General features: G+C 75.7%; 16 protein-coding genes. 3 read left to right on the forward strand and 13 right to left on the reverse strand.

Going from position 1 to position 18,290, the window contains the following annotated elements:
* The first annotated feature begins 1 nt into the window (after nucleotide 1).
* The gene (locus JD78_RS12365) at nucleotides 2-373 is read left to right on the forward strand and encodes a PH domain-containing protein (protein WP_228395147.1); all 372 of its coding nucleotides are present in this window, start codon (nucleotides 2-4) and stop codon (nucleotides 371-373) included.
* Nucleotides 374-432: 59 nt separating this feature from the next.
* Here JD78_RS12365 and JD78_RS12370 read toward each other — a convergent pair whose 3' ends face one another.
* Nucleotides 433-1,389 carry a 2-hydroxyacid dehydrogenase gene (locus JD78_RS12370; protein WP_208104090.1) on the reverse strand — a complete coding sequence of 319 codons (957 nt, stop codon included), beginning with the start codon at nucleotides 1,387-1,389 and terminating at the stop codon, nucleotides 433-435.
* An 83-nt stretch (nucleotides 1,390-1,472) separates the two neighbouring features.
* Here JD78_RS12370 and JD78_RS12375 point away from each other — a divergent pair, with 83 nt between their 5' ends.
* Nucleotides 1,473-2,636: a PQQ-dependent sugar dehydrogenase gene (locus JD78_RS12375; RefSeq protein ID WP_166521156.1), complete on the forward strand. Its 1,164-nt coding sequence runs from the start codon at nucleotides 1,473-1,475 to the stop codon at nucleotides 2,634-2,636.
* A 51-nt stretch (nucleotides 2,637-2,687) separates the two neighbouring features.
* On the opposite strand, the gene gatB is transcribed toward JD78_RS12375, so the two are convergent.
* The 4 genes from gatB to gatC all read right to left on the reverse strand — a co-directional run bounded on the left by gatB (nucleotide 2,688) and on the right by gatC (nucleotide 6,310).
* Nucleotides 2,688-4,199 (reverse strand): Asp-tRNA(Asn)/Glu-tRNA(Gln) amidotransferase subunit GatB, encoded by a 1,512-nt coding sequence (gene gatB / locus JD78_RS12380; RefSeq protein WP_228395146.1) that lies wholly within the window; start codon nucleotides 4,197-4,199, stop codon nucleotides 2,688-2,690.
* Nucleotides 4,196-4,411, reverse strand: coding sequence for a hypothetical protein (locus tag JD78_RS12385; protein WP_153360189.1), 216 nt, complete (start codon nucleotides 4,409-4,411; stop codon nucleotides 4,196-4,198). The genes gatB and JD78_RS12385 overlap by 4 nt, the downstream gene beginning before the upstream one ends.
* Nucleotides 4,408-5,931: an Asp-tRNA(Asn)/Glu-tRNA(Gln) amidotransferase subunit GatA gene (gatA, locus tag JD78_RS12390; RefSeq protein ID WP_228395145.1), complete on the reverse strand. Its 1,524-nt coding sequence runs from the start codon at nucleotides 5,929-5,931 to the stop codon at nucleotides 4,408-4,410. Before gatA ends, JD78_RS12385 begins: the two co-directional genes overlap by 4 nt.
* Nucleotides 5,932-6,010: 79 nt before the next feature.
* Nucleotides 6,011-6,310: an Asp-tRNA(Asn)/Glu-tRNA(Gln) amidotransferase subunit GatC gene (gene gatC, locus JD78_RS12395; RefSeq protein ID WP_153360187.1), complete on the reverse strand. Its 300-nt coding sequence runs from the start codon at nucleotides 6,308-6,310 to the stop codon at nucleotides 6,011-6,013.
* A 210-nt stretch (nucleotides 6,311-6,520) separates the two neighbouring features.
* On the opposite strand from gatC, the gene JD78_RS12400 reads away from it, so the two are divergent.
* Complete coding sequence (locus JD78_RS12400; protein WP_153360186.1) at nucleotides 6,521-7,180, forward strand: ACT domain-containing protein; 660 nt, start codon at nucleotides 6,521-6,523, stop codon at nucleotides 7,178-7,180.
* 25 nt (nucleotides 7,181-7,205) lie between these two features.
* Here the strand turns inward: JD78_RS12400 and ligA are convergent, their stop codons facing one another.
* From ligA to cds1, 8 genes are all read right to left on the reverse strand, one after another.
* Complete coding sequence (ligA, locus tag JD78_RS12405) at nucleotides 7,206-9,368, reverse strand: NAD-dependent DNA ligase LigA (protein ID WP_153360185.1); 2,163 nt, start codon at nucleotides 9,366-9,368, stop codon at nucleotides 7,206-7,208.
* Between the two features lie 51 nt (nucleotides 9,369-9,419).
* Entirely contained in the window at nucleotides 9,420-11,612 is a 2,193-nt protein-coding gene (locus JD78_RS12410) for a peptidase M16 family protein (RefSeq protein ID WP_153360184.1), read from the reverse strand.
* Between the two features lie 73 nt (nucleotides 11,613-11,685).
* Nucleotides 11,686-12,744, reverse strand: coding sequence for a methionine synthase (locus tag JD78_RS12415; protein ID WP_228395144.1), 1,059 nt, complete (start codon nucleotides 12,742-12,744; stop codon nucleotides 11,686-11,688).
* 53 nt (nucleotides 12,745-12,797) lie between these two features.
* Complete coding sequence (gene mnmA / locus JD78_RS12420) at nucleotides 12,798-13,871, reverse strand: tRNA 2-thiouridine(34) synthase MnmA (RefSeq protein ID WP_153360183.1); 1,074 nt, start codon at nucleotides 13,869-13,871, stop codon at nucleotides 12,798-12,800.
* 2 nt (nucleotides 13,872-13,873) lie between these two features.
* Complete coding sequence (locus JD78_RS12425) at nucleotides 13,874-15,064, reverse strand: cysteine desulfurase family protein (RefSeq protein WP_153360181.1); 1,191 nt, start codon at nucleotides 15,062-15,064, stop codon at nucleotides 13,874-13,876.
* A gap of 178 nt (nucleotides 15,065-15,242) precedes the next feature.
* Nucleotides 15,243-16,202 (reverse strand): electron transfer flavoprotein subunit alpha/FixB family protein, encoded by a 960-nt coding sequence (locus JD78_RS12430; protein WP_153360179.1) that lies wholly within the window; start codon nucleotides 16,200-16,202, stop codon nucleotides 15,243-15,245.
* A 31-nt stretch (nucleotides 16,203-16,233) separates the two neighbouring features.
* A complete protein-coding gene (locus tag JD78_RS12435) occupies nucleotides 16,234-17,013 on the reverse strand; it encodes an electron transfer flavoprotein subunit beta/FixA family protein (protein ID WP_153360177.1) in 780 nt (259 codons plus the stop codon).
* A 107-nt stretch (nucleotides 17,014-17,120) separates the two neighbouring features.
* Nucleotides 17,121-18,230, reverse strand: a complete 1,110-nt coding sequence (cds1, locus tag JD78_RS12440; protein ID WP_153360175.1) for an L-cysteine desulfhydrase Cds1 — start codon at nucleotides 18,228-18,230, stop codon at nucleotides 17,121-17,123.
* Nucleotides 18,231-18,290 lie beyond the last annotated feature (60 nt).

Genomic DNA, 18,290 nt, shown 5'->3' on the forward strand with positions numbered 1-18,290 from the left:
CATGGCGGACGTGAGGACGGCGCGGATGCGGATGAGCCGGACGGCGCTGCTGCCGGTGGGCCTGCTGGCCATCGGGGTGCTGCCGCTGGCGACCGCCACGGCCTGGCTGCTGCTCCTGCTGGTGGTGCCGCTGGTGCTCGGCCTGTGGGTGCTCCGGGTCGGCGTCGACGTCGGCCCCGACGGGATGACCGCCCGCTCCCTGGCCGGCCGGCGGCTGGTGCCCTGGGCCGAGCTGGCCGGCGTGCGGGTGGCCGAGGACCGCGCACTGTGGCTGGTCACGACCGGCGGCAGCGAGGTGCGCCTGCCGGTGCTGCGGGCCCGCGACCTGCCCCGGCTGGCCGCGCTGACCGGCGGGCGCATCCCCGCCCCCTGAGCAACGACCCCGTCCCCCGGACTCCTCGCAGGCTCGGGGCGAGCCTCTGGACGGGGCCGTCAGTAGTCGCGGACGACGTTCTCCAGCGGGCGGCCGGCCAGCACCCGTGCCAGCTGCTCGGTCACGGCCGCGGTCGCCCGTGCCTCGGTGCCGGGCACGTCGCCGGCCACGTGCGGGGTGAGCAGCAGCCCCGGGGCGGCGAACAGCGGGTGCCCGTCGGGCAGCGGCTCGGGGTCGGTGACGTCCAGCGCCGCGCGCAGCCGGCCGCGGTGCAGCTCGGCCAGCAGGGCGTCGGTGTCCACGACCACGCCGCGGGCGGCGTTGACCAGCAGGGCGCCGTCCTTCATCGCGGCCAGGAAGCCGGCGTCGACCATGCCGGTCGTCTGCGGGGTGACCGGGACGATGAGCACCACGACGTCGGCGTGCGGCAGCAGGCCGGGCAGCTCGTCCATCGCGTGCACGCCGTCGCGGGCGGTGCGCGCGACCCAGGTCAGCTCGACGTCGAAGCCGGCGAGCATCCGGCCGATGGCCCGGCCGATGTCGCCCGCGCCGACGACGAGCACCCGGGCGCCGACCAGCGAGTGGTGCGTGGCGGGCGCCCAGCGACCGGCGTCCTGCGCCCGGGTGAAGGAGGGGAGGCCCCGCTGGGCGGCGAGCGTCGCGGCGACCGCCCATTCGGCGGTCGCGGGGGTGTGCGCACCCCGGGCGTTGCAGAGCACCACCCGGTCGGGCAGCCGGCCGGCGAACTTCTCCGCGCCCGCGCTGAGCAGCTGCACCAGGCGCAGGTCCGGCAGCGCGTCCAGCAGCTCCTGGGTGGGCGCCGCGCCGCCCCGCGGCACGAGCACCTGGGCGCGGGTGGCCTCCCCGGTGGGCAGGCCGTCGGCCGGGTCGAAGCGGTGGGCGGTCACCCGCGGTGACAGCGCCTCGACCGCTCCGGCCATCGCGCGCGAGGGCACGAGCACGTGCAGCGTCTCGTCGGGGCCGAGCTCCAGCAGGGGCGGGGACGTGTCCGGCACGGCTCCCGACCCTAGGGTGCGGCGGTCCCGGCGGCCCGTCCGGGCGACCGCGGCGGTGGCGGGCGGGCCGTACTGTGGCAGGCGTGGGCGGGTCGACGGCGGGAGCGCGCACCCGGCTGGCCGGCGCCCTGCTCGCCGGCACCCTGCTCGGCGGTGCCGCCCTGACCGGCTGCGGCGGCGGCTACACCCCGTCCGGTCCGTTCCGGGAGATCCCGCAGGGGCAGCCGCCGCAGGTGGGCCCGCCGCCGGGGAGCGCCCCCGCCCCCGTCCCGGGGCAGCCCTCCACGCCCGGCACCCAGCAGGAGCAGGCCGCCGGCGACCCGAACGTCGTCGCCACCGACCTCGACGTCCCCACCGGGCTCGTGGTGCTGCCCGACGGCACCGCCGTCGTCGGGGAGCGGGACACCGGCCGGCTGCTGCAGGTCTTCCCCGACCGCTCGCCGGCCCGCGAGCTGATGGTGCTGCCGGTCGACACCACCGGCGAGGGCGGGCTGCTCGGGCTGGCGCTCTCCCCCACCTTCGCCGAGGACGGGCTGCTCTACGCCTACGTGTCCACCGCCACCGACAACCGGGTGGTCCGCTTCCCGATCGGCGGCGCGCCCAACCCGGTGCTCACCGGCATCCCGCGCGGTGCGGTGGCCAACGGCGGCGGGCTGGCCTTCGGGCCGGACGGCACCCTTTACGTGGGGACCGGCAACACCGGCGACCCGGCGCTCGCCGCCGACCCCGCGTCGCTGGCCGGCAAGGTGCTGGCCGTCGACGTGTTCGGCCAGCCGGTCGGCGCCGGCCCGGTCACCTCACGCGGCCACCGGGACGTCACCGCGCTCTGCGCGGGCCTCGACGACCGGGTGTACGCCACCGATGAGGCGGCCACCGGCCCCGACGCGCTGGACGCGGTACGACCCGACGGCGACGTCGGGCCGGCCGGTGCGCGCCCGGTGCTGGAGGTGCCCGCCGAGGAGGGCGGGCTGGGCGGTTGCGCGGTCAGCGGTGCCTACGTGTTCCTCGGCGCCCTCGACGGCGAGCGGGTGACGATCGTGCAGCTGGACGAGACCGGCCGGCCGGTCGAGGAGCCGGAGTCCTTCCTGGACGGCCGCTACGGGCGGCTGCGCAGCGTCGCCGTCGACCCGGCGGGCGCCCTGTGGGTCACCACCTCGAACCGCGACGGCGCCGGCGAGCCGGCCGAGGACGACGACAAGGTGCTCCGGGTGACCCCGCCGTCGTCGGGGGCCACCTCCCCGGTCTGACCGGCCGGCAGCAGCGGCACGGGCCCCCGGCGGGGCCCGTGCCGCGGACGCTCAGCCCTGCAGCACGCGCTCCTCGAGCATGCGCTTGACCGTGGGCGCGTCGGCCTTGCCGCGGGTGGCCTTCATGACCTGCCCGACGAGCGCGCCCAGCGCCTGCACCTTGCCGGCGCGGACCTTCTCGACCACGTCGGGGGCTCCGGCGATGGCGGCGTCGACGGCGGCGACCAGCTCGTCGGACTCCCCCATCACCGCCAGCCCCTGCGCCTCGACGACCTGCGCCGGGCCGCCCTGGCCGCCGAGCACGCCGTCGAGCACCTGCCGGGCGAGCTTGTCGTTGATCGTGCCGGCGGTGATCAGCCCGGTGAGCTCGGCGACCTGCGCCGGGGTGATGGCCAGCTCGGCCAGCTCCACGCCGCCGTCGTTGGCCCGCCGGGCCAGGTCGCCCAGCCACCACTTGCGGGCGTCGCCCGGGGCGGCGCCGGCGGCGACGGTCTGCTCGACCAGGCCCAGCGCACCGGCGTTGGCCAGCCAGGTCATCTCGGTGCCGGAGATGCCCCACTCCTGCTGCAGCCGGACGCGGCGGGCGGCGGGCAGCTCGGGCAGCGCGGCGCGCAGCGACTCGACCCAGTCGGCGTCCGGCGCGAGCGGCACCAGGTCGGGCTCGGGGAAGTACCGGTAGTCGGTGGCCTCCTCCTTGCTGCGCCCGGGCGAGGTGGAGCCGGTGTCCTCGTGGAAGTGCCGGGTCTCCTGCCGGATCGTCCCGCCGTCGTCGAGCAGGGCGGCCTGGCGGCGCATCTCGTACCGGACCGCCCGCTCGACCGACCGCAACGAGTTGACGTTCTTGGTCTCGGTGCGGGTGCCCCACTCGAGGCTGCCGACCGGGGCGAGGGAGGTGTTCACGTCGCAGCGCAGGTTGCCCTGCTCCATGCGCACCTCGGAGACCCCGAGGGTCAGCAGGATCTCGCGCAGCTCGGTGACGTAGGCGCGGGCCACCTCCGGCGCCTTGGCGCCGGTGCCCGGCACCGGCCGGGTGACGATCTCGACCAGCGGGATTCCGGCGCGGTTGAAGTCGACCAGCGAGTGGTCGGCGCCCTGGATGCGGCCGGTGGCGCCACCGACGTGCAGGTTCTTGCCGGTGTCCTCCTCCAGGTGCACCCGCTCGATCTCCACCCGGTAGGTCTCCCCGTCGACCTCGACGTCGAGGTGTCCGGCGGTGCACAGCGGCTCGTCGTACTGGCTGGTCTGGAAGCCCTTGGGGATGTCCGGGTAGAAGTAGTTCTTCCGGGCGAACCGCGACCAGTTGGCGATCCGGCAGCCCAGCGCCAGGCCGATCCGGATCGTCGCCTCGATCGCCGCGGCGTTGGCCACCGGCAGCGAGCCGGGCAGCGCCAGGCAGACCGGGCAGGTCTGGGTGTTCGGCTCGGCGCCGAAGGTGGTCGAGCAGCCGCAGAACATCTTCGACGCGGTGCCCAGCTCGACGTGCGTCTCCAGGCCGATCACCGGCTCGTAGCGGGCGACGGCATCGTCGAACTCGACCAACCGGTCCGTCATGGTGGCGGTCACTCCTTCTCCTCCGGGTAGCTGAGCTCGCCCGTCGCCCGGGTCTGCTTCCCTGTGGGTGCGGTGCGCCCGGTGAACCAGGCGCCGACCGCGGTGAGCAGGCCCAGCACGATGAAGACGGCGAAGATCGCGCGGCCGGTGACGGCCCAGAGCACGATGCCGGCGACGATCACGAAGGCGGTCAGCCCCCAGGCGGCCTTGAGCGGGCCGGTCACGCCGCGCTCCCGGCGGCCGGCAGCTCGTCGAGCAGGCGGTGGCCGCGGGCGGCGTCCTGGGCGGCCTCGAGCGCGGCGGCGACCCGGTAGCAGCGGTCGTCGGCCAGCGCGGGCGCCATCACCTGCAGGCCGACGGGCAGCCCCTCGGACAGCCCGCTGGGCACCGAGATCGCCGGCAGCCCGGCCAGGCTGGCCGGGAGCGTGCACAGGTCGGCGGCGTACATCGAGATCGGGTCCTCCACCCGCGCGCCCAGCGGCCAGGCGACGGTCGGGCTGGTCGGGCTGACCAGCACGTCGACCCCGGCGAAGGCGGCGGCGAACTCGCCGGCGATGAGCGAGCGGACCTTCTGCGCCTGGCCGTAGTAGGCCTCGTAGTAGCCGCTGGACAGCGCGTAGGTGCCCAGGATGATCCGGCGCTTGACCTCCGGGCCGAAGCCCTGCTCCCGGGTCAGCGCCATGACGTCGTCCAGGTCCCGGCTGCCGTCGTCACCGGCGCGCAGCCCGAAGCGGACGCCCTCGTAGCGGGCCAGGTTGCTCGACGCCTCGCTCGGGGCGATCAGGTAGTAGGCGGCCAGGGCCAGGTCGAAGGAGGGGCAGGAGACCTCGGTGACCTCGGCGCCGAGGCTCGCCAGCAGCTCGACCGCCTCCCGGGTCCGGGCCAGCACGCCGGGGTCGTACCCGTCGGTGTGCCCGTCGCCGCCGAGCTCGCGGACGACGCCCACCCGCACGCCGCTCAGGTCGCCGGCGGCGCCGGCCCGGGCCGCGTCGGCGAGCCCGAACAGCGGCGAGTCGATGCTGGTGGAGTCCCGCGGGTCGTGGCCGCCGATGACCTCGTGCATCAGGGCGGCGTCGAGCACCGTGCGGGCCATCGGACCGGCCTGGTCGAGGCTGGAGGAGAACGCGATCAGGCCGTACCGGGAGACCGAGCCGTAGGTGGGCTTGTGCCCGACCAGGCCGGTGACCGCGGCGGGCTGGCGGATCGAGCCGCCGGTGTCGGTGCCGATCGCCCAGGGCGCCAGGTGCCCGGCGACGGCGGAGCTGGACCCACCGGAGGAGCCGCCGGGGATCCGGTCGTGGTCCCAGGGGTTGCGGCTCACGCCGTAGGCGGAGTTCTCGGTGGAGGAGCCCATCGCGAACTCGTCCATGTTCGTCTTGCCGAGCAGCACGGTGCCGGCCTCGGCGAGCCGGGTGGCGATCGTCGCGCTGTACGGCGGCCGCCAGCCCTCGAGGATCTTCGAGCCGCTGGTGGTGGGCACCCCCTCGGTGACGACGAGGTCCTTGAGCGCCACCGGGACACCGGCCAGCGGGCCGAGCTCGGCGCCCGCGGCGCGCGACTCGTCGACGGCGGTCGCGGCGGCGAGCGCCGCGTCGGCGTCGACGTGCAGGTAGGCGCCGAGGGCGCCGTCCTCGGCGGCGATCCGGTCCAGGTGGGCGCGGGTCACCTCGGCGGCGCTCACCTCACCGGCGGTCAGCCGGCGGGACATCTCGGCGACGTCGAGGGTGGTCAGGTCGGTGCTCACTGCTCGACTCCGTACTCGTTCCGCTCCTCGGTGGCTGGCGCGCCCTGCGATGCTCGCTCGCACGTCGTCATCGCCGCGCTCACTCGGCCTCCCCCAGGATGCGCGGCACGCGGAAACGGCCGTCCTCGGCGGCGGGGGCCGCGGCCAGCACCGCCTCACGGGGCAGGCTCGGGGTGACCACGTCGGCGCGCAGCACGTTCGTCAGCGGCACGGCGTGGGTCATCGGCGGGACGTCCCCGGCGGCGGCCTCACCGACGCGGGCGACCGCTGCGAGCACCTGGTCGAGCTGGCCGGCGAACCGGTCGAGCTCCTCGTCGGTCACCGCCAGCCGGGCCAGGCGCGCCAGGTGCGCGACGTCGTCCCGGGAGATGCTGCTCATGCTCTGTTGCGACCCCACTCCGTCTGCCGGCCGGGCCCGGTGGAGGCCCACGTCCACGACCCCGCCACTGTACGTGGGGGCCGGACGGCGGTCGGCGGTGCACAGGAGGCCGTGCGAGCCGGGCTTGGTGCGCGGGCCGGCATGCGGGAGGCTGCACCTGCCCGCGATCGACGGAGATCGGCCTGCACCGGACGACACCGGAGGATCGACGTGTCCTACCTCTTGCGGCTGGTCGTGCCCGACCGGCCCGGCATCCTCGGCGCGGTCGCCACCGCGCTGGGCGAGGCCGGCATCGACATCGTCTCCGTCGACGTCCTGGAGCGCGGCAACGGCGTGGCCGTGGACGACATCGTGGTCGAGCTGCCGCCCGAGCGGGTGGCCGACAGCCTGATCACCGCGGCGACCGCGGTGGAGGGCGTCCAGGTGGAGTCGCTGCGCCCGTTCGCCGGGCCGCTGGACACGCACCGGGAGCTGGACCTGCTCGAGGCGCTCGCGCCGGCCGGCGAGGGCACGGTGAAGATGCTGGCCGCGGAGCTGCCACGGGTCTTCCGCAGCGGCTGGGCGGTGGTGCTCACCGGCTCGGGCGACGACGTCCAGCTGCTCGCCGCCTCGGACGCCGCGCCCTCCCTGGACGGGGTGGCCATGCCGTGGCTGCCGCTGACCGGGCCGCTGCTGCTGCCCAGCGAGGCGGACTGGGTGCCGGCCCGCTGGCAGGAGCTCGCGGTGGAGATGATGGCGGCACCGCTCGACGGCGCTGCGGCGGTGCTCCTCGGCCGCTCCGGCGGACCGGCGTTCCGGCGCTCGGAGCTGCTGCGGCTGACGCACCTCACCGGCCTCGCCGCGACCGTCGCCCGGATGCCCCCCGTCTGAGGGCGGCCCCTCTCCCTGCGCCGAGCTACCCCTCCTCGCTCCCGTCGCCGATGGTGGCGACCTCGCGGGCGGCGTCCGGGCCCTGCTCGAGCAGCACCTGGAACCCGTCGTCGTCCAGGATCGGCGCCTTCACCTGCACGGCCTTGTCGTACTTGCTGCCCGGGTCGGCGCCGACGACGACGAAGCCGGTCTTCTTCGACACCGAGCCGGTGACCTTGCCGCCGCGCTCCTGGATCGCGGCGATCGCCTGGTCCCGGCTCAGGTCGCGCAGCGACCCGGTGACGACGACGGTGACCCCGGTGAGCGGCCCCGGCCCGGCGTCCTCGCCCTCGTCGGCCATCCGGACCCCGGCCCGGCGCCACTTCTCCACGACCTCGCGGTGCCAGTCGACGGCGAACCAGTCGCGCACCGCCGTGGCGATGGTGGGACCGACGCCCTCGGCGGCCGCGAGCTCCTCCTCGGTGGCGGCCATCAGCCGGTCGATGGAGCGGAACTCGCGGGCCAGCGCCTGGGCGGCGGTCGGGCCGACGTGCCGGATGGACAGCCCCACGAGCACCCGCCACAGCGGCACGTCCTTGCGGGTCTGCAGGTTGGCGAGCAGCTTCTGCCCGTTCGCGGAGAGGGTGCCGTCCTTCTTGGTGAAGAAGTCGGTGCGGCACAACGCGTCCTCGTCCAGGAAGAAGACGTCCCCCTCGTCGGTCAGCAGGTGCGACCCGAGGAGGGCGACCGCCGCCTCGTAGCCGAGCACCTCGATGTCGAAGGCACCGCGGCCGGCCACGTGGTAGACGCGCTCACGCAGCTGGGCGGGGCACGAGCGGGAGTTCGGGCAGCGGATGTCGGCATCGCCCTCCTTCTCCGGGCGCAGCTCCGTGCCGCACTCGGGGCAGTGGGTGGGCATGACGAAGGCCCGCTCGTCGCCGGTGCGCGCCGCGACGACCGGGCCGAGCACCTCGGGGATGACGTCGCCGGCCTTGCGGATGACGACGGTGTCGCCGATCAGCACGCCCTTGCGCTGCACCTCGCTGGCGTTGTGCAGGGTGGCGAGCTGGACGGTGGAGCCGGCGACCTTGACCGGCTCCATGTACGCGAACGGCGTCACCCGGCCGGTGCGGCCCACGTTGACCCGGATGTCGACCAGCGTCGTGGTGGCCTCCTCCGGCGGGTACTTGAACGCGATCGCCCACCGGGGGGCGCGGCTGGTCGACCCGAGCCGTCGCTGCAGCGCGACCTGGTCGACCTTCACCACGACGCCGTCGATCTCGTGCTCGACCGAGTGCCGCTGGTCGCGGTAGCGCTCGATGTAGCCCCAGACCGCCTCGAGGTCGTCGACGACCTCGTACCGCCCGCTGGTGGGCAGGCCGAGGTCGCGCAGCCGGGCGTAGGCCTCGGACTGCCGCTCCGGCTGCCAGCCGTCGTGGGCGCCGATGCCGTGCACGATCAGCTGCAGCGGGCGCGAGGCGGTGACCTTCGGGTCCTTCTGGCGCAGCGAGCCGGCCGCGGCGTTGCGCGGGTTGGCGAACGGCGCCTTGCCCTGCTCGACCATCGCGGCGTTGAGGTCGGCGAACGCGGCCACCGGGAAGTAGATCTCGCCGCGCACCTCGAGGCGGTCGGGCAGGTCGTCGCCGTCGAGCTGCTGCGGGACGTCGCGCATGGTGCGCACGTTGGCGGTGACGTCCTCGCCGGTGGCGCCGTCGCCGCGGGTGGCCGCGCGCACCAGCCGGCCCTTCTCGTAGAGCAGCGCGACGGCCAGGCCGTCGATCTTGAGCTCGCACAGCCAGCTGACGCCGGTGCCCGCGTCCCGCTCGACCCGGGCGGCCCAGGCCGACAGCTCGTCGGAGGAGAAGGCGTTGTCCAGGCTCTGCATCCGTTCCAGGTGCTGGACCGGCGCGAACGTGGCGGTGAAGCCGCCGTTGACCTTCTGGCTGGGCGAATCGGGGGTGATCAGCGCCGGGTGGGCGGCCTCGATCGCCCTCAGCTCGCCGAGACGCTCGTCGTACTGGCCGTCGCTGACCAGCGGCGCGTCCTGCACGTAGTAGGCGAAGGCGTACCGGTCGAGCTCCTCGGAGAGGTCGCGGTGCCGGGTGCGCGCGTCGTCGGGGACCTCGGTGAGGTCCTCCCGGTCGACGGCCGCCTCGACCGTGGGCTGCTGCTCCAGCCCCTCCTGCTCCACCCCTGCCTCGGTGCTCACGGGCAGCACGGTATCCGGCGGGTCCGACGGGAAACGGCCATCGCCGTCGCGTCACCCGCCCGGGGAACCGGGTGCGGGCCGGCGAGGCGGGCGTACCTCGACGGCCGAGCAGACCGCGAGCAGCCCCACGACGACGGCGACGACGACCGACCAGCCGCCCAGCCCGTCCCAGGCGGTCAGCGCGCGCACGGCCACCACGCCGAGGGCGACCGCCGCGAGCGCGTTGAGCAGGCGGTACCACCAGGGCCGGGCGCGGCCCAGGGCGGCGTAGCGGTCGGTCCAGGTGCCGCTGCCCGGTGGTGGGGCGAAGTCACCGCGCACGGCGGCCCGCATGCCGCCGACCACTCCTCTGCCGGCCACCCGGCGGGGCTCCTGGACGGCTTCCCCGCGGAGCAGCCGGACGGCGTCCTCGGGGAGGTCCAGCACCGTCGCGAGGTGGTCCACCACCTCGTCCGGCCCACCGGACCGGAAGAGCGCGCCGGCGACCGCTGCCGGGTCGGCCCCGGTGAGCCGGGCCAGCCGGCCCGCGTCCCCGTGCACGGTGCCCCAGCGGTGCCGGTCGACCTCCACCCCGCGCTCGTACAGCACGTAGTCGGCGTCCACCCGGCCCTGCCGGACGGCGAGTGCGACCGTCCGCTGCCCCGAGACACCAGCCAGCCGCTGCGCCCACTCCCAGGAGGGGTGCGCCTCGTCGGGCACCAGGGCGGTCCAGCGCTCGTCCCCCACCAGCGTGGCCTCCCAGCGGGTCACGCCGATGGCCTCCTCGACCCGGTGCACGGGCGCCTTGACCAGGAGCACCGCACCGTCGCGCGCGTCGTCGGCGAGGACGTGCAGCTCCGCGGGGACCGCGGCGCGGACGAGCGCCTCGGCCTCGGCGCCGTCCCGCCAGTCCGAGGCCACCACCGGCAGGGCGAAGCCGTCCCGACCGTGGACCCGGCTCGTGTCCGGGTCCACCCGGACCAGGCCCACGACGTCCGCCCACCGCACGGTGACCCGCTCCGCGGAGTCGAGGAACAGACTCACCCCCTCCTCGCCGACGACCAGCCGGGCGGCGGGCGGCGCGCCGGAGCGCCGGGTGGGCCGGAACTCCCGACCGAGGACCACCTCCTGCGACCACTCCGGCCAGCGGGGCAACCCGGCCGGGCCGGCCGCCAGCGGTTCGGGCAGTGCGAGCAGGGCGGCGTCCCGCAGCGCGGCCGCCACGACCCGCACGGCCTCCGGGGTGAGGGCGGTCGCCCGGGCGCGCAGCTCGGACCGGGTCACCGGGGTGGTGCCGGTGACCCGGTCGCGCGCGTGGCTGCGCGCCTCCTCGACCGCGGACCGCGGGTCGTCGAGCACCGCCTCGAGCACGGCCCGCTCGTGGTCCAACTCCTCGGGCCGCGGACCGTGCAGGGCGAGCGCGACCAGCTGTTCCCACAGCACGTGGGCGGCGACCGCCTCGTGCCCCGGTCGTACGTCGGTGGAGAGCACCACCACGTCCTCGTCCGGGCCCACGGGGACCTGCTCGGTCTGCACCGCGTAGCTGACCCCGCGCCGGTGGCGCAGCTCGTCCTCGACCCGGCTGCGGAGCACCGCCAGGCAGGCCCCCACCCCTGACCGCACGCCCGTGCGAGCCGCCAGGGTCACTCGCTCGGGGAAGGGCGATCCGGTCCAAGCCGGCGTGTCCAGCGCGCGAGGTACGGCTGCAGGGCGCGGCGGGACCTCTCCTCCCGGCAACGGGAGGGACGCATCAGCGGGGACCGGCCCGGACCACCAGACGGCGGCGTTCCGGCGGTGGAACCAGCGCGCCGACCACGTCCGCACGTCGGACACGGTCAACGCCAGCAGCGCCGGCTCGGGGACGGCTGCCAGCCCGGGGCCGTCCGCTCCGTAGAGCTCACCGAGCAGGTGCGCGACGGGGGGCGAGGCGACCGTGCCGCCCTCGGCGCGCAAGACGTCGGCCTCGACCTGGAGCCGGTCGACCGGCGGGTCGGCCAACTGGGTGCACACGTCCCGCAGGAAGGCGGCCACCTGATCCGCCGGACCGGTGCACGTGAACTCGGTCGTCGTGAGGTCGACGGAGGCGTTCACCTCGATCGCCCGCCTGCCCACCCCGCCCATCACCAGGTGCTCGACGAGGTGGGTGATGCCGCTGCGGACGAACGTCTCGTCCTGCCGGCCGACCCCGAACACGAGCCCGGCGGCGACCGGCGCCGGCCCGTCGGCCACGAAGGCCGGGACCCCGTCGATGCTGGTGGTGTGCACGCCGGCAGGCTAGGGCTGCCGGACGCCGATCAGCGGGGAGCCGCGCGGACAGCCACCCGACCGGGTCGGGCGGTCAGTCGGGCAGCAGGAACCTCGCCGCCTCGCGCACGTGCTGCATCGCCGTCCGGGCGTAGGCCGGGCTGGCGCCGGCCAGGCCGCAGGCCGGCGTCAGGGTGACCGCCTCGTGCAGCTGCTCCACCGGGAAGCCGAGCTCCCGCCACCACGACTGCACCCGACTGGCGGTCACCTTCGGGGCGCCCAGGGTGGCGTCGGTCCCCGGCACCACCCCGACCAGCAGCTGGGTGCCGGCCTCGACCGCGGTGCCGATGTCGTCGAGGTCCTGCACCATGCCGAGGTCGAAGGAGACGCCGGCGGCCCCGGCGGCGCGGAACAGCTCCAGCGGCGCCCGGTTGGCGCAGCAGTGCACGACCACGGGCGCCGCGATCCGGCCCACGACGTCGGCGAGCAGCTCCTCGACCACCTGCGCCTCGACCGCGGCCAGCTTGCCGAAGCCGCTCGCCGTGGGCAGCCCGCCCTGCAGCACCGCGGGCACCGAGGGCTCGTCGAGCTGCACGACGACCCGGGCGCCGGGCACCCGCCCGGTCACCGCGGCGACGTGCGCGGCGACGCCCTCGGCCAGCGACTGGGCGAGGTCGCGCCGCGCGCCGGCGTCGACGACGGCCCGGTCACCGCGGGTGCGCTCCAGTCCGGCGGCCAGCGTCCAGGGGCCGGTGACCTGCACCTTGAACGGGCCCGTGTGGCCCTCGGCCACCTCGTGGAGGGCGTCGAGGTCACGGGCCAGGAGCTCCTGCGCGCGGCGCTGGTCGGTGCCCGGGCGGGCGACCAGCCGCCAGCCGGCCGGCACCAGGTCGACGGCGACGTCGACCAGCAGCGCCGCCGAGCGGCCGATCATGTCCGACCCGGCACCCCGGCCGGGCAGCTCGGGCAGGTGCGGGAAGTCCGGCAGCTCGCCGAGCACCACCCGCATCGCCTCGAGCGGGTCGGTGCCGGGCAGCGACCCGACACCGGAGGCGGGTCCCCAGAGTGCGGGCTGCGGCGACTCGTCCGCGTTCCCGCCGCCGTCCGGCGACCCGGGTGCGTCGAGGGGTCCTTCGTCTGTCGGCGGGGCCACGCCGCCGACCGTAGCCCGCGCCGTCCCGGCGCCGTCCGCCGGATCCGGGTCGCTCAGGCCGCGAGGTCCACGGCGGCCTGGCCGAGCACCCGGTCCCCGCGCACCGGGTCCGGCGCGTAGAGCACCGCCGACTGCCCCGGGGCCACGCCGCGCTGCGGGCTCCCCAGCTCGATCCGCAGCCCGCCGTCCCCGGCCGCGGAGACGGTGCACGGCACCGCCGCACCGTGGGCGCGCAGCTGCACCTCGGCGGTGAACGGCAGCTCGGGCGCGGGCCCGGCCCAGGTGGGCAGCGCGGTGCGCACCTCGCCGACCTCGGCCTGCTCCGCGGTGCCCACGGTGACCGTGCGGCTCACCGGCTCGATGCCCAGCACGTACCGGGGCCGCTGGTCGCCGGTGGTGATGCCCAGCCCGCGCCGCTGCCCGACGGTGAACCCGTACGCGCCGCCGTGCGTGCCGACCGTCTCCCCGGTCAGCGCGTCGACCACCGGGCCGGGCTGCTCGCCCAGGCGGCGGGCCAGGAAGCCGCGGGTGTCCCCGTCGGGGATGAAGCAGATGTCGTGCGAGTCGGGCTTGGCGGCCACCGCGTAGCCCCGCTCGGCGGCCAGCTCGCGCACGCGCTCCTTGGTCATCTCCCCCAGCGGGAAGGCAGCACCGGCCAGCTGCTCGGGGGTGAGCACGCCCAGCACGTAGGACTGGTCCTTCGCCGCGTCCACCGAGCGGCGGAGCTCGCCCCCGGCCAGCCGGGCGTGGTGGCCGGTGACGACGGCGTCGAACCCGAGCGCCTGCGCGCGGTCCAGCACCGCGGAGAACTTGATCTTCTCGTTGCAGCGCAGGCAGGGGTTGGGCGTGCGGCCGGCGGCGTACTCGGCGACGAAGTCCTCGACGACGTCCTCCCGGAACCGCTCGGCCAGGTCCCAGACGTAGAACGGGATGCCCAGGGCGTCGGCGACCCGCCGGGCGTCGTGCGCGTCCTCGACGCTGCAGCAGCCCCGCGACCCGCTGCGCAGCTGCTGGCGGTCCGGGGAGAGCGCCAGGTGCACACCGGTGACGTCGTGGCCGGCCTCGACCGCCAGTGCGGCGGCGACCGCGGAGTCCACTCCCCCGCTCATCGCGGCGATGACCCGCACGGTCAGGACCGCCCGGTGCCGGCCCGGCGGGCCCGCTCGACGACCGGCGCGATCACCTCGAGCACGGCGTCGACGTCGCCGTCGGTGGAGGTGTGGCCGAGGCTGAAGCGCAGCGAGCTGCGCGCCCGGGCGGCGTCGGCCCCGGTGGCCAGCAGCACGTGGCTGGGGCGGGCGACGCCGGCGCTGCACGCCGACCCGGTCGAGCACTCGATGCCGCGCGCGTCGAGCAGCATCAGCAGCGCGTCGCCCTCCGCGCCCGGGAAGGACAGGTGCGCGTTGCCGGGCAGCCGCCCCGGCCCGCCGGCCACGACGTCGTCCAGCGGTGGCCCGTTGAGCTGCGCGTCGGGCACCTGGGCGACCACGCCGGCCACCAGGCGGTCGCGCAGCGCGGCGACCCGGGCGACCCGCTCGACCCGGTCGACGACGGCCAGCCGGGTGGCGGTGGCGAGCCCGACGATCGCGGCGACGTCGAGGGTGCCCGACCGCACGTCGCGCTCCTGGCCACCGCCGTGCAGCAGCGGGGTGCACTCGGCGTCCCGGCGCAGCAGCAGCGCACCGGCGCCCATCGGCCCACCCAGCTTGTGCCCGGTCATGGTCAGCGCGTCGACGCCGCTGGCGGTGAAGTCGACGGCCAGCTGCCCGACGGCCTGCACGGCGTCGGTGTGCAGCGGGACGCCGACGGCGTGCGCGACCTCGGCCAGGGCGGCCACGTCGCTGACCGCACCGATCTCGTTGTTCGCCCACATGACGCTGACCAGGGCGACGTCGGTGCCCTCACCGAGCGCGTCGGCCAGCGCCTCGGGGGTGATCCGGCCGCTGGGCTCGACCCGCAGCCAGGTGACCTCGGCACCGTCGTGCTTCTCCAGCCACTCCACGCTGTCCAGGACGGCGTGGTGCTCCGCCGGGCTGGCCACGATCCGGCGCCGCCGGTCGTCGACGCCGCGGCGGGCCCAGTAGAGGCCCTTGACGGCGAGGTTGTCGCCCTCGGTGCCGCCGGCGGTGAACAGCACCTCCGAGGGGCGGGCGCCCAGGGCCGCGGCGAGCTGCTCGCGCGACTGCTCGGCCACCCGCCGGGCCTCCCGCCCGCTGGCGTGCAGCGAGGAGGCGTTGCCGACCCGGCCCAGCTGCGCGGCCATCGCCTCGACGGCGGCCGGCACCATCGGGGTGGTGGCCGCGTGGTCCAGGTAGGTCATGGCAGGTCCACGGGGGTCATGGCAGGTCCTGGTGCGTCATGGCACCGGCAAGCGTAGGCGCCGCAGGACGGGCCCGGTCGCCGGGCGCCCGGCTGGTGGAAGTGGACGGCCCCGCACGCGCGTCGGGCGCCGGCCCCGGAGGACCGACGCCCGACACGTGACGTACTGGGCCCGTCGACTACTTGCGGGCGGCGATCTGCTCGGTCGCGGCGGGGACGACGGCGTTCAGGTCGCCGACCACGCCGAAGTCGGCCAGCTCGAAGATCGGCGCCTCGGGGTCCTTGTTGACCGCGACGATCGTCTTCGAGGTCTGCATCCCCGCGCGGTGCTGGATCGCCCCGGAGATGCCCACGGCGATGTACAGCTGCGGGGAGACGGTCTTGCCGGTCTGCCCGACCTGGAAGGTGTGCGGGTAGAAGCCGGAGTCGACCGCGGCGCGCGAGGCGCCGACGGCGCCGCCGAGGGCGTCGGCGAGCCCCTCGATGACGGCGAAGTTCTCCGCACTGGCCACCCCGCGGCCGCCGGAGACGACGATCGACGCCTCGGTGAGCTCGGGCCGGCTGCTCTTCTGCTCCACCACGCGGTCGACCACCCGGGTCTGCCGGGCCTGGTCGGAGACCGACACGGCCACGGGCTGTTCGGTGCCGGCCGCCGGGGCGGGCTCCGCGGTGACCGAGTTGCCGCGCAGGGTGTAGATCGGCGTGCCCACCGTCACCTTCGAGTGCACGATCGTCGCCCCGGCGAAGGCCACCTGGGTGGCGGTGCCGTCGGGGGCGATCTCGGTGACGTCGGTGAGGAAGCCGCTGCCGGTCTTGATCGCGAGCCGACCGGCGATCTCCTTGCCCTCCGACGAGGACGGGATGACGACCGCGACCGGCTGCTTCTCCGCGACCAGCTGGGCCAGCACCTCGGCCTTGGGGGCCACCAGGTAGGCGTCGACGTCGTCGGACTCGGCCACGTAGACGGTGGCCGCGCCGTACTCGGCCAGCTGCTCGCGGACCGACGCGGCGGTGCCGGGGGCGCCGAGCACCACCGCCGAGGGCTCACCCAGGGCGCGGGCCGCGGTCAGCGCCTCCAGCGTCGTCTTGCGTGCCCGGCCGGACGGGTCGAGCTCGGCCAGGACCAGTACCTCTGCCATGTTCCGCTGCTCCTCTTCCTCGAGGTCCGGCTCAGACGATCTTCTGCTCGGCGAGGAAGCCGACCAGCTTGCCGGCGCCGTCGCCGTCGTCGGCGACCTTCACGCCCTCGCCCTTGGGCGGGCGGCCGGCGAAGTCGACGACGGCGCTGGTGGCGGTGGCCAGGCCGACCGTCGCCGGGTCGATGCCCAGGTCGGCGAGGGTGAGGGTCTCCACCGGCTTCTTCTTGGCCGCCATGATCCCCTTGAACGACGGGTACCGGGGCTCGTTGATGGTGTCCCAGGTGGAGACGATCGCCGGCAGCTCCGCCTCCAGCGCCCAGTAGCCGCCGTCGGTCTGCCGCTCGACCTTGGCCGTGGTGCCCTCGACCGTGAGCTTGCGGGCACCGGACAGCTGCGGGATGCCCAGCCGCTCGGACAGCAGCGCGGGCATGACCGAGACCTGGCCGTCGGTCGACTCGGCGCCGCAGAGCACCAGGTCGTACGGCAGCCGGGACAGCGCCGCGGCGAGCACGGCGCTGGTCTGCGGGGCGCAGGAGCCGTGCATCGCCGGGTCGCTGACGTGCACCGCCTTGTCCGCGCCCATCGACAGCGCCTTGCGGATCGCGTCGGTGGCGGTGTCCGGGCCGACGGTCAGCACGGTCACCTCGCCGCCGTGCGCCTCCTTGAGGGTCAGCGCCTCCTCGATGGCGTACTCGTCCATCTCGTTGATGACGTTGTCGGCGGTGGCCCGGGCGACGGTGTTGTCCGCCGGGTCCAGCTTCCGCTCGCTGCCGGAGTCGGGGACCTGCTTGACCAGAACGACGATGTCCATCGTCAGACGACCTCCGCGGTGCTCAGTCGGGGCGCGGGCGGGGGCCCGCCTCGCTGCCGATCATCGAGGCTACCCACCGGTAACGACGCCGGTGAGGGTGGGCCCCGTCACGTCGGAGGGTGCCACTCCCCGGTCGCGGCGAAGTGCTCGAGGGTCCGCGTGCACGGGCCCAGGTCCATGCCCCGCGCCGCCAGCCACGCGTCGGAGTGGTACGTGTCGGCGTACCGCTCACCGCCGTCGCAGAGCAGGGTCACCACGCTGCCGGTGCGGCCGGCGGCGAGCATCTCCGCCACCAGCCCGAACGCGCCCCACAGGTTCGTGCCGGTCGACCCGCCGGCCCGCCGGCCGGTGACCCGCTGCAGGTGCCGCATCGCGGCGAGCGACCCCTCGTCGGGCACGCGCACCATCCGGTCGACGATGGTCGGCACGAACGACGGCTCCACCCGGGGCCGGCCGATCCCCTCGATCCGCGACCCGCGCGCGGTCGCCGCCGGGTCGCCGTCCCGCCAGCCGGCGAAGAACGCCGACCCCTCGGGGTCGACGACGGCCAGCCGGGTGGGCAGCCGGCGGTAGCGCAGGTACCGGCCGATCGTGGCGCTGGTGCCGCCGGTCCCCGCCCCGACGACGACCCACTCCGGCACCGGGTGCCGCTCCCGGGCGAGCTGGTCGAACACCGACTCGGCGATGTTGTTGTTGCCGCGCCAGTCGGTGGCGCGCTCGGCGTTGGTGAACTGGTCCAGGTAGTGACCGTCGCACTCCGCGGCGATCCGGCGCGCCTCGTCGTAGACGCTGCCGGCGTCGGCGACCAGGTGGCACCGGCCGCCGTGGAACTCGATGAGCGCGATCTTCTCCGGGCTGGTGGCCGCGGGCATCACCGCGACGAAGGGCAGCCCCAGCATCCGCGCGAAGTAGGCCTCGCTGACCGCGGTCGAGCCGCTGGAGGCCTCCACCACGGTGCTGCCCTCGTGCAGCTGCCCGGAGCACAGCGCGTAGAGGAACAGCGACCGCGCCAGCCGGTGCTTGAGGCTGCCGGTGGGGTGGGTGGACTCGTCCTTGAGGTAGAGGTCGATGCCCCACTCCGGGGGCAGGGGGTAGACCAGCAGGTGGGTGTCGGCCGACCGGTGCGCGTCGGCCTCCACCAGCGACACCGCCCACTCGACCCAGGCGCGGGCGGCGCGGTCGGAGCGGTCGACGTCGGCGGGTCGCGGGGCGGTCACCCCGGCATGATGCCCGGTCGGCTCCCGAGCAGCTCAGCTGCGGCGGGCGGTGCGGCACTG

This window comes from Modestobacter roseus (assembly GCF_007994135.1).
Classification (GTDB): domain Bacteria; phylum Actinomycetota; class Actinomycetes; order Mycobacteriales; family Geodermatophilaceae; genus Modestobacter; species Modestobacter roseus.

Bases quoted from the DNA above. Each gene is read 5' to 3' on its own strand.
- JD78_RS12435 (WP_153360177.1), bottom strand. From the start codon at position 17,013: ATGGACATCGTCGTTCTGGTCAAGCAGGTCCCCGACTCCGGCAGCGAG.
- gatC (WP_153360187.1), bottom strand. From the start codon at position 6,310: ATGAGCAGCATCTCCCGGGACGACGTCGCGCACCTGGCGCGCCTGGCC.
- JD78_RS12365 (WP_228395147.1), top strand. From the start codon at position 2: ATGGCGGACGTGAGGACGGCGCGGATGCGGATGAGCCGGACGGCGCTG.
- JD78_RS12425 (WP_153360181.1), bottom strand. From the start codon at position 15,064: ATGACCTACCTGGACCACGCGGCCACCACCCCGATGGTGCCGGCCGCC.
- JD78_RS12430 (WP_153360179.1), bottom strand. From the start codon at position 16,202: ATGGCAGAGGTACTGGTCCTGGCCGAGCTCGACCCGTCCGGCCGGGCA.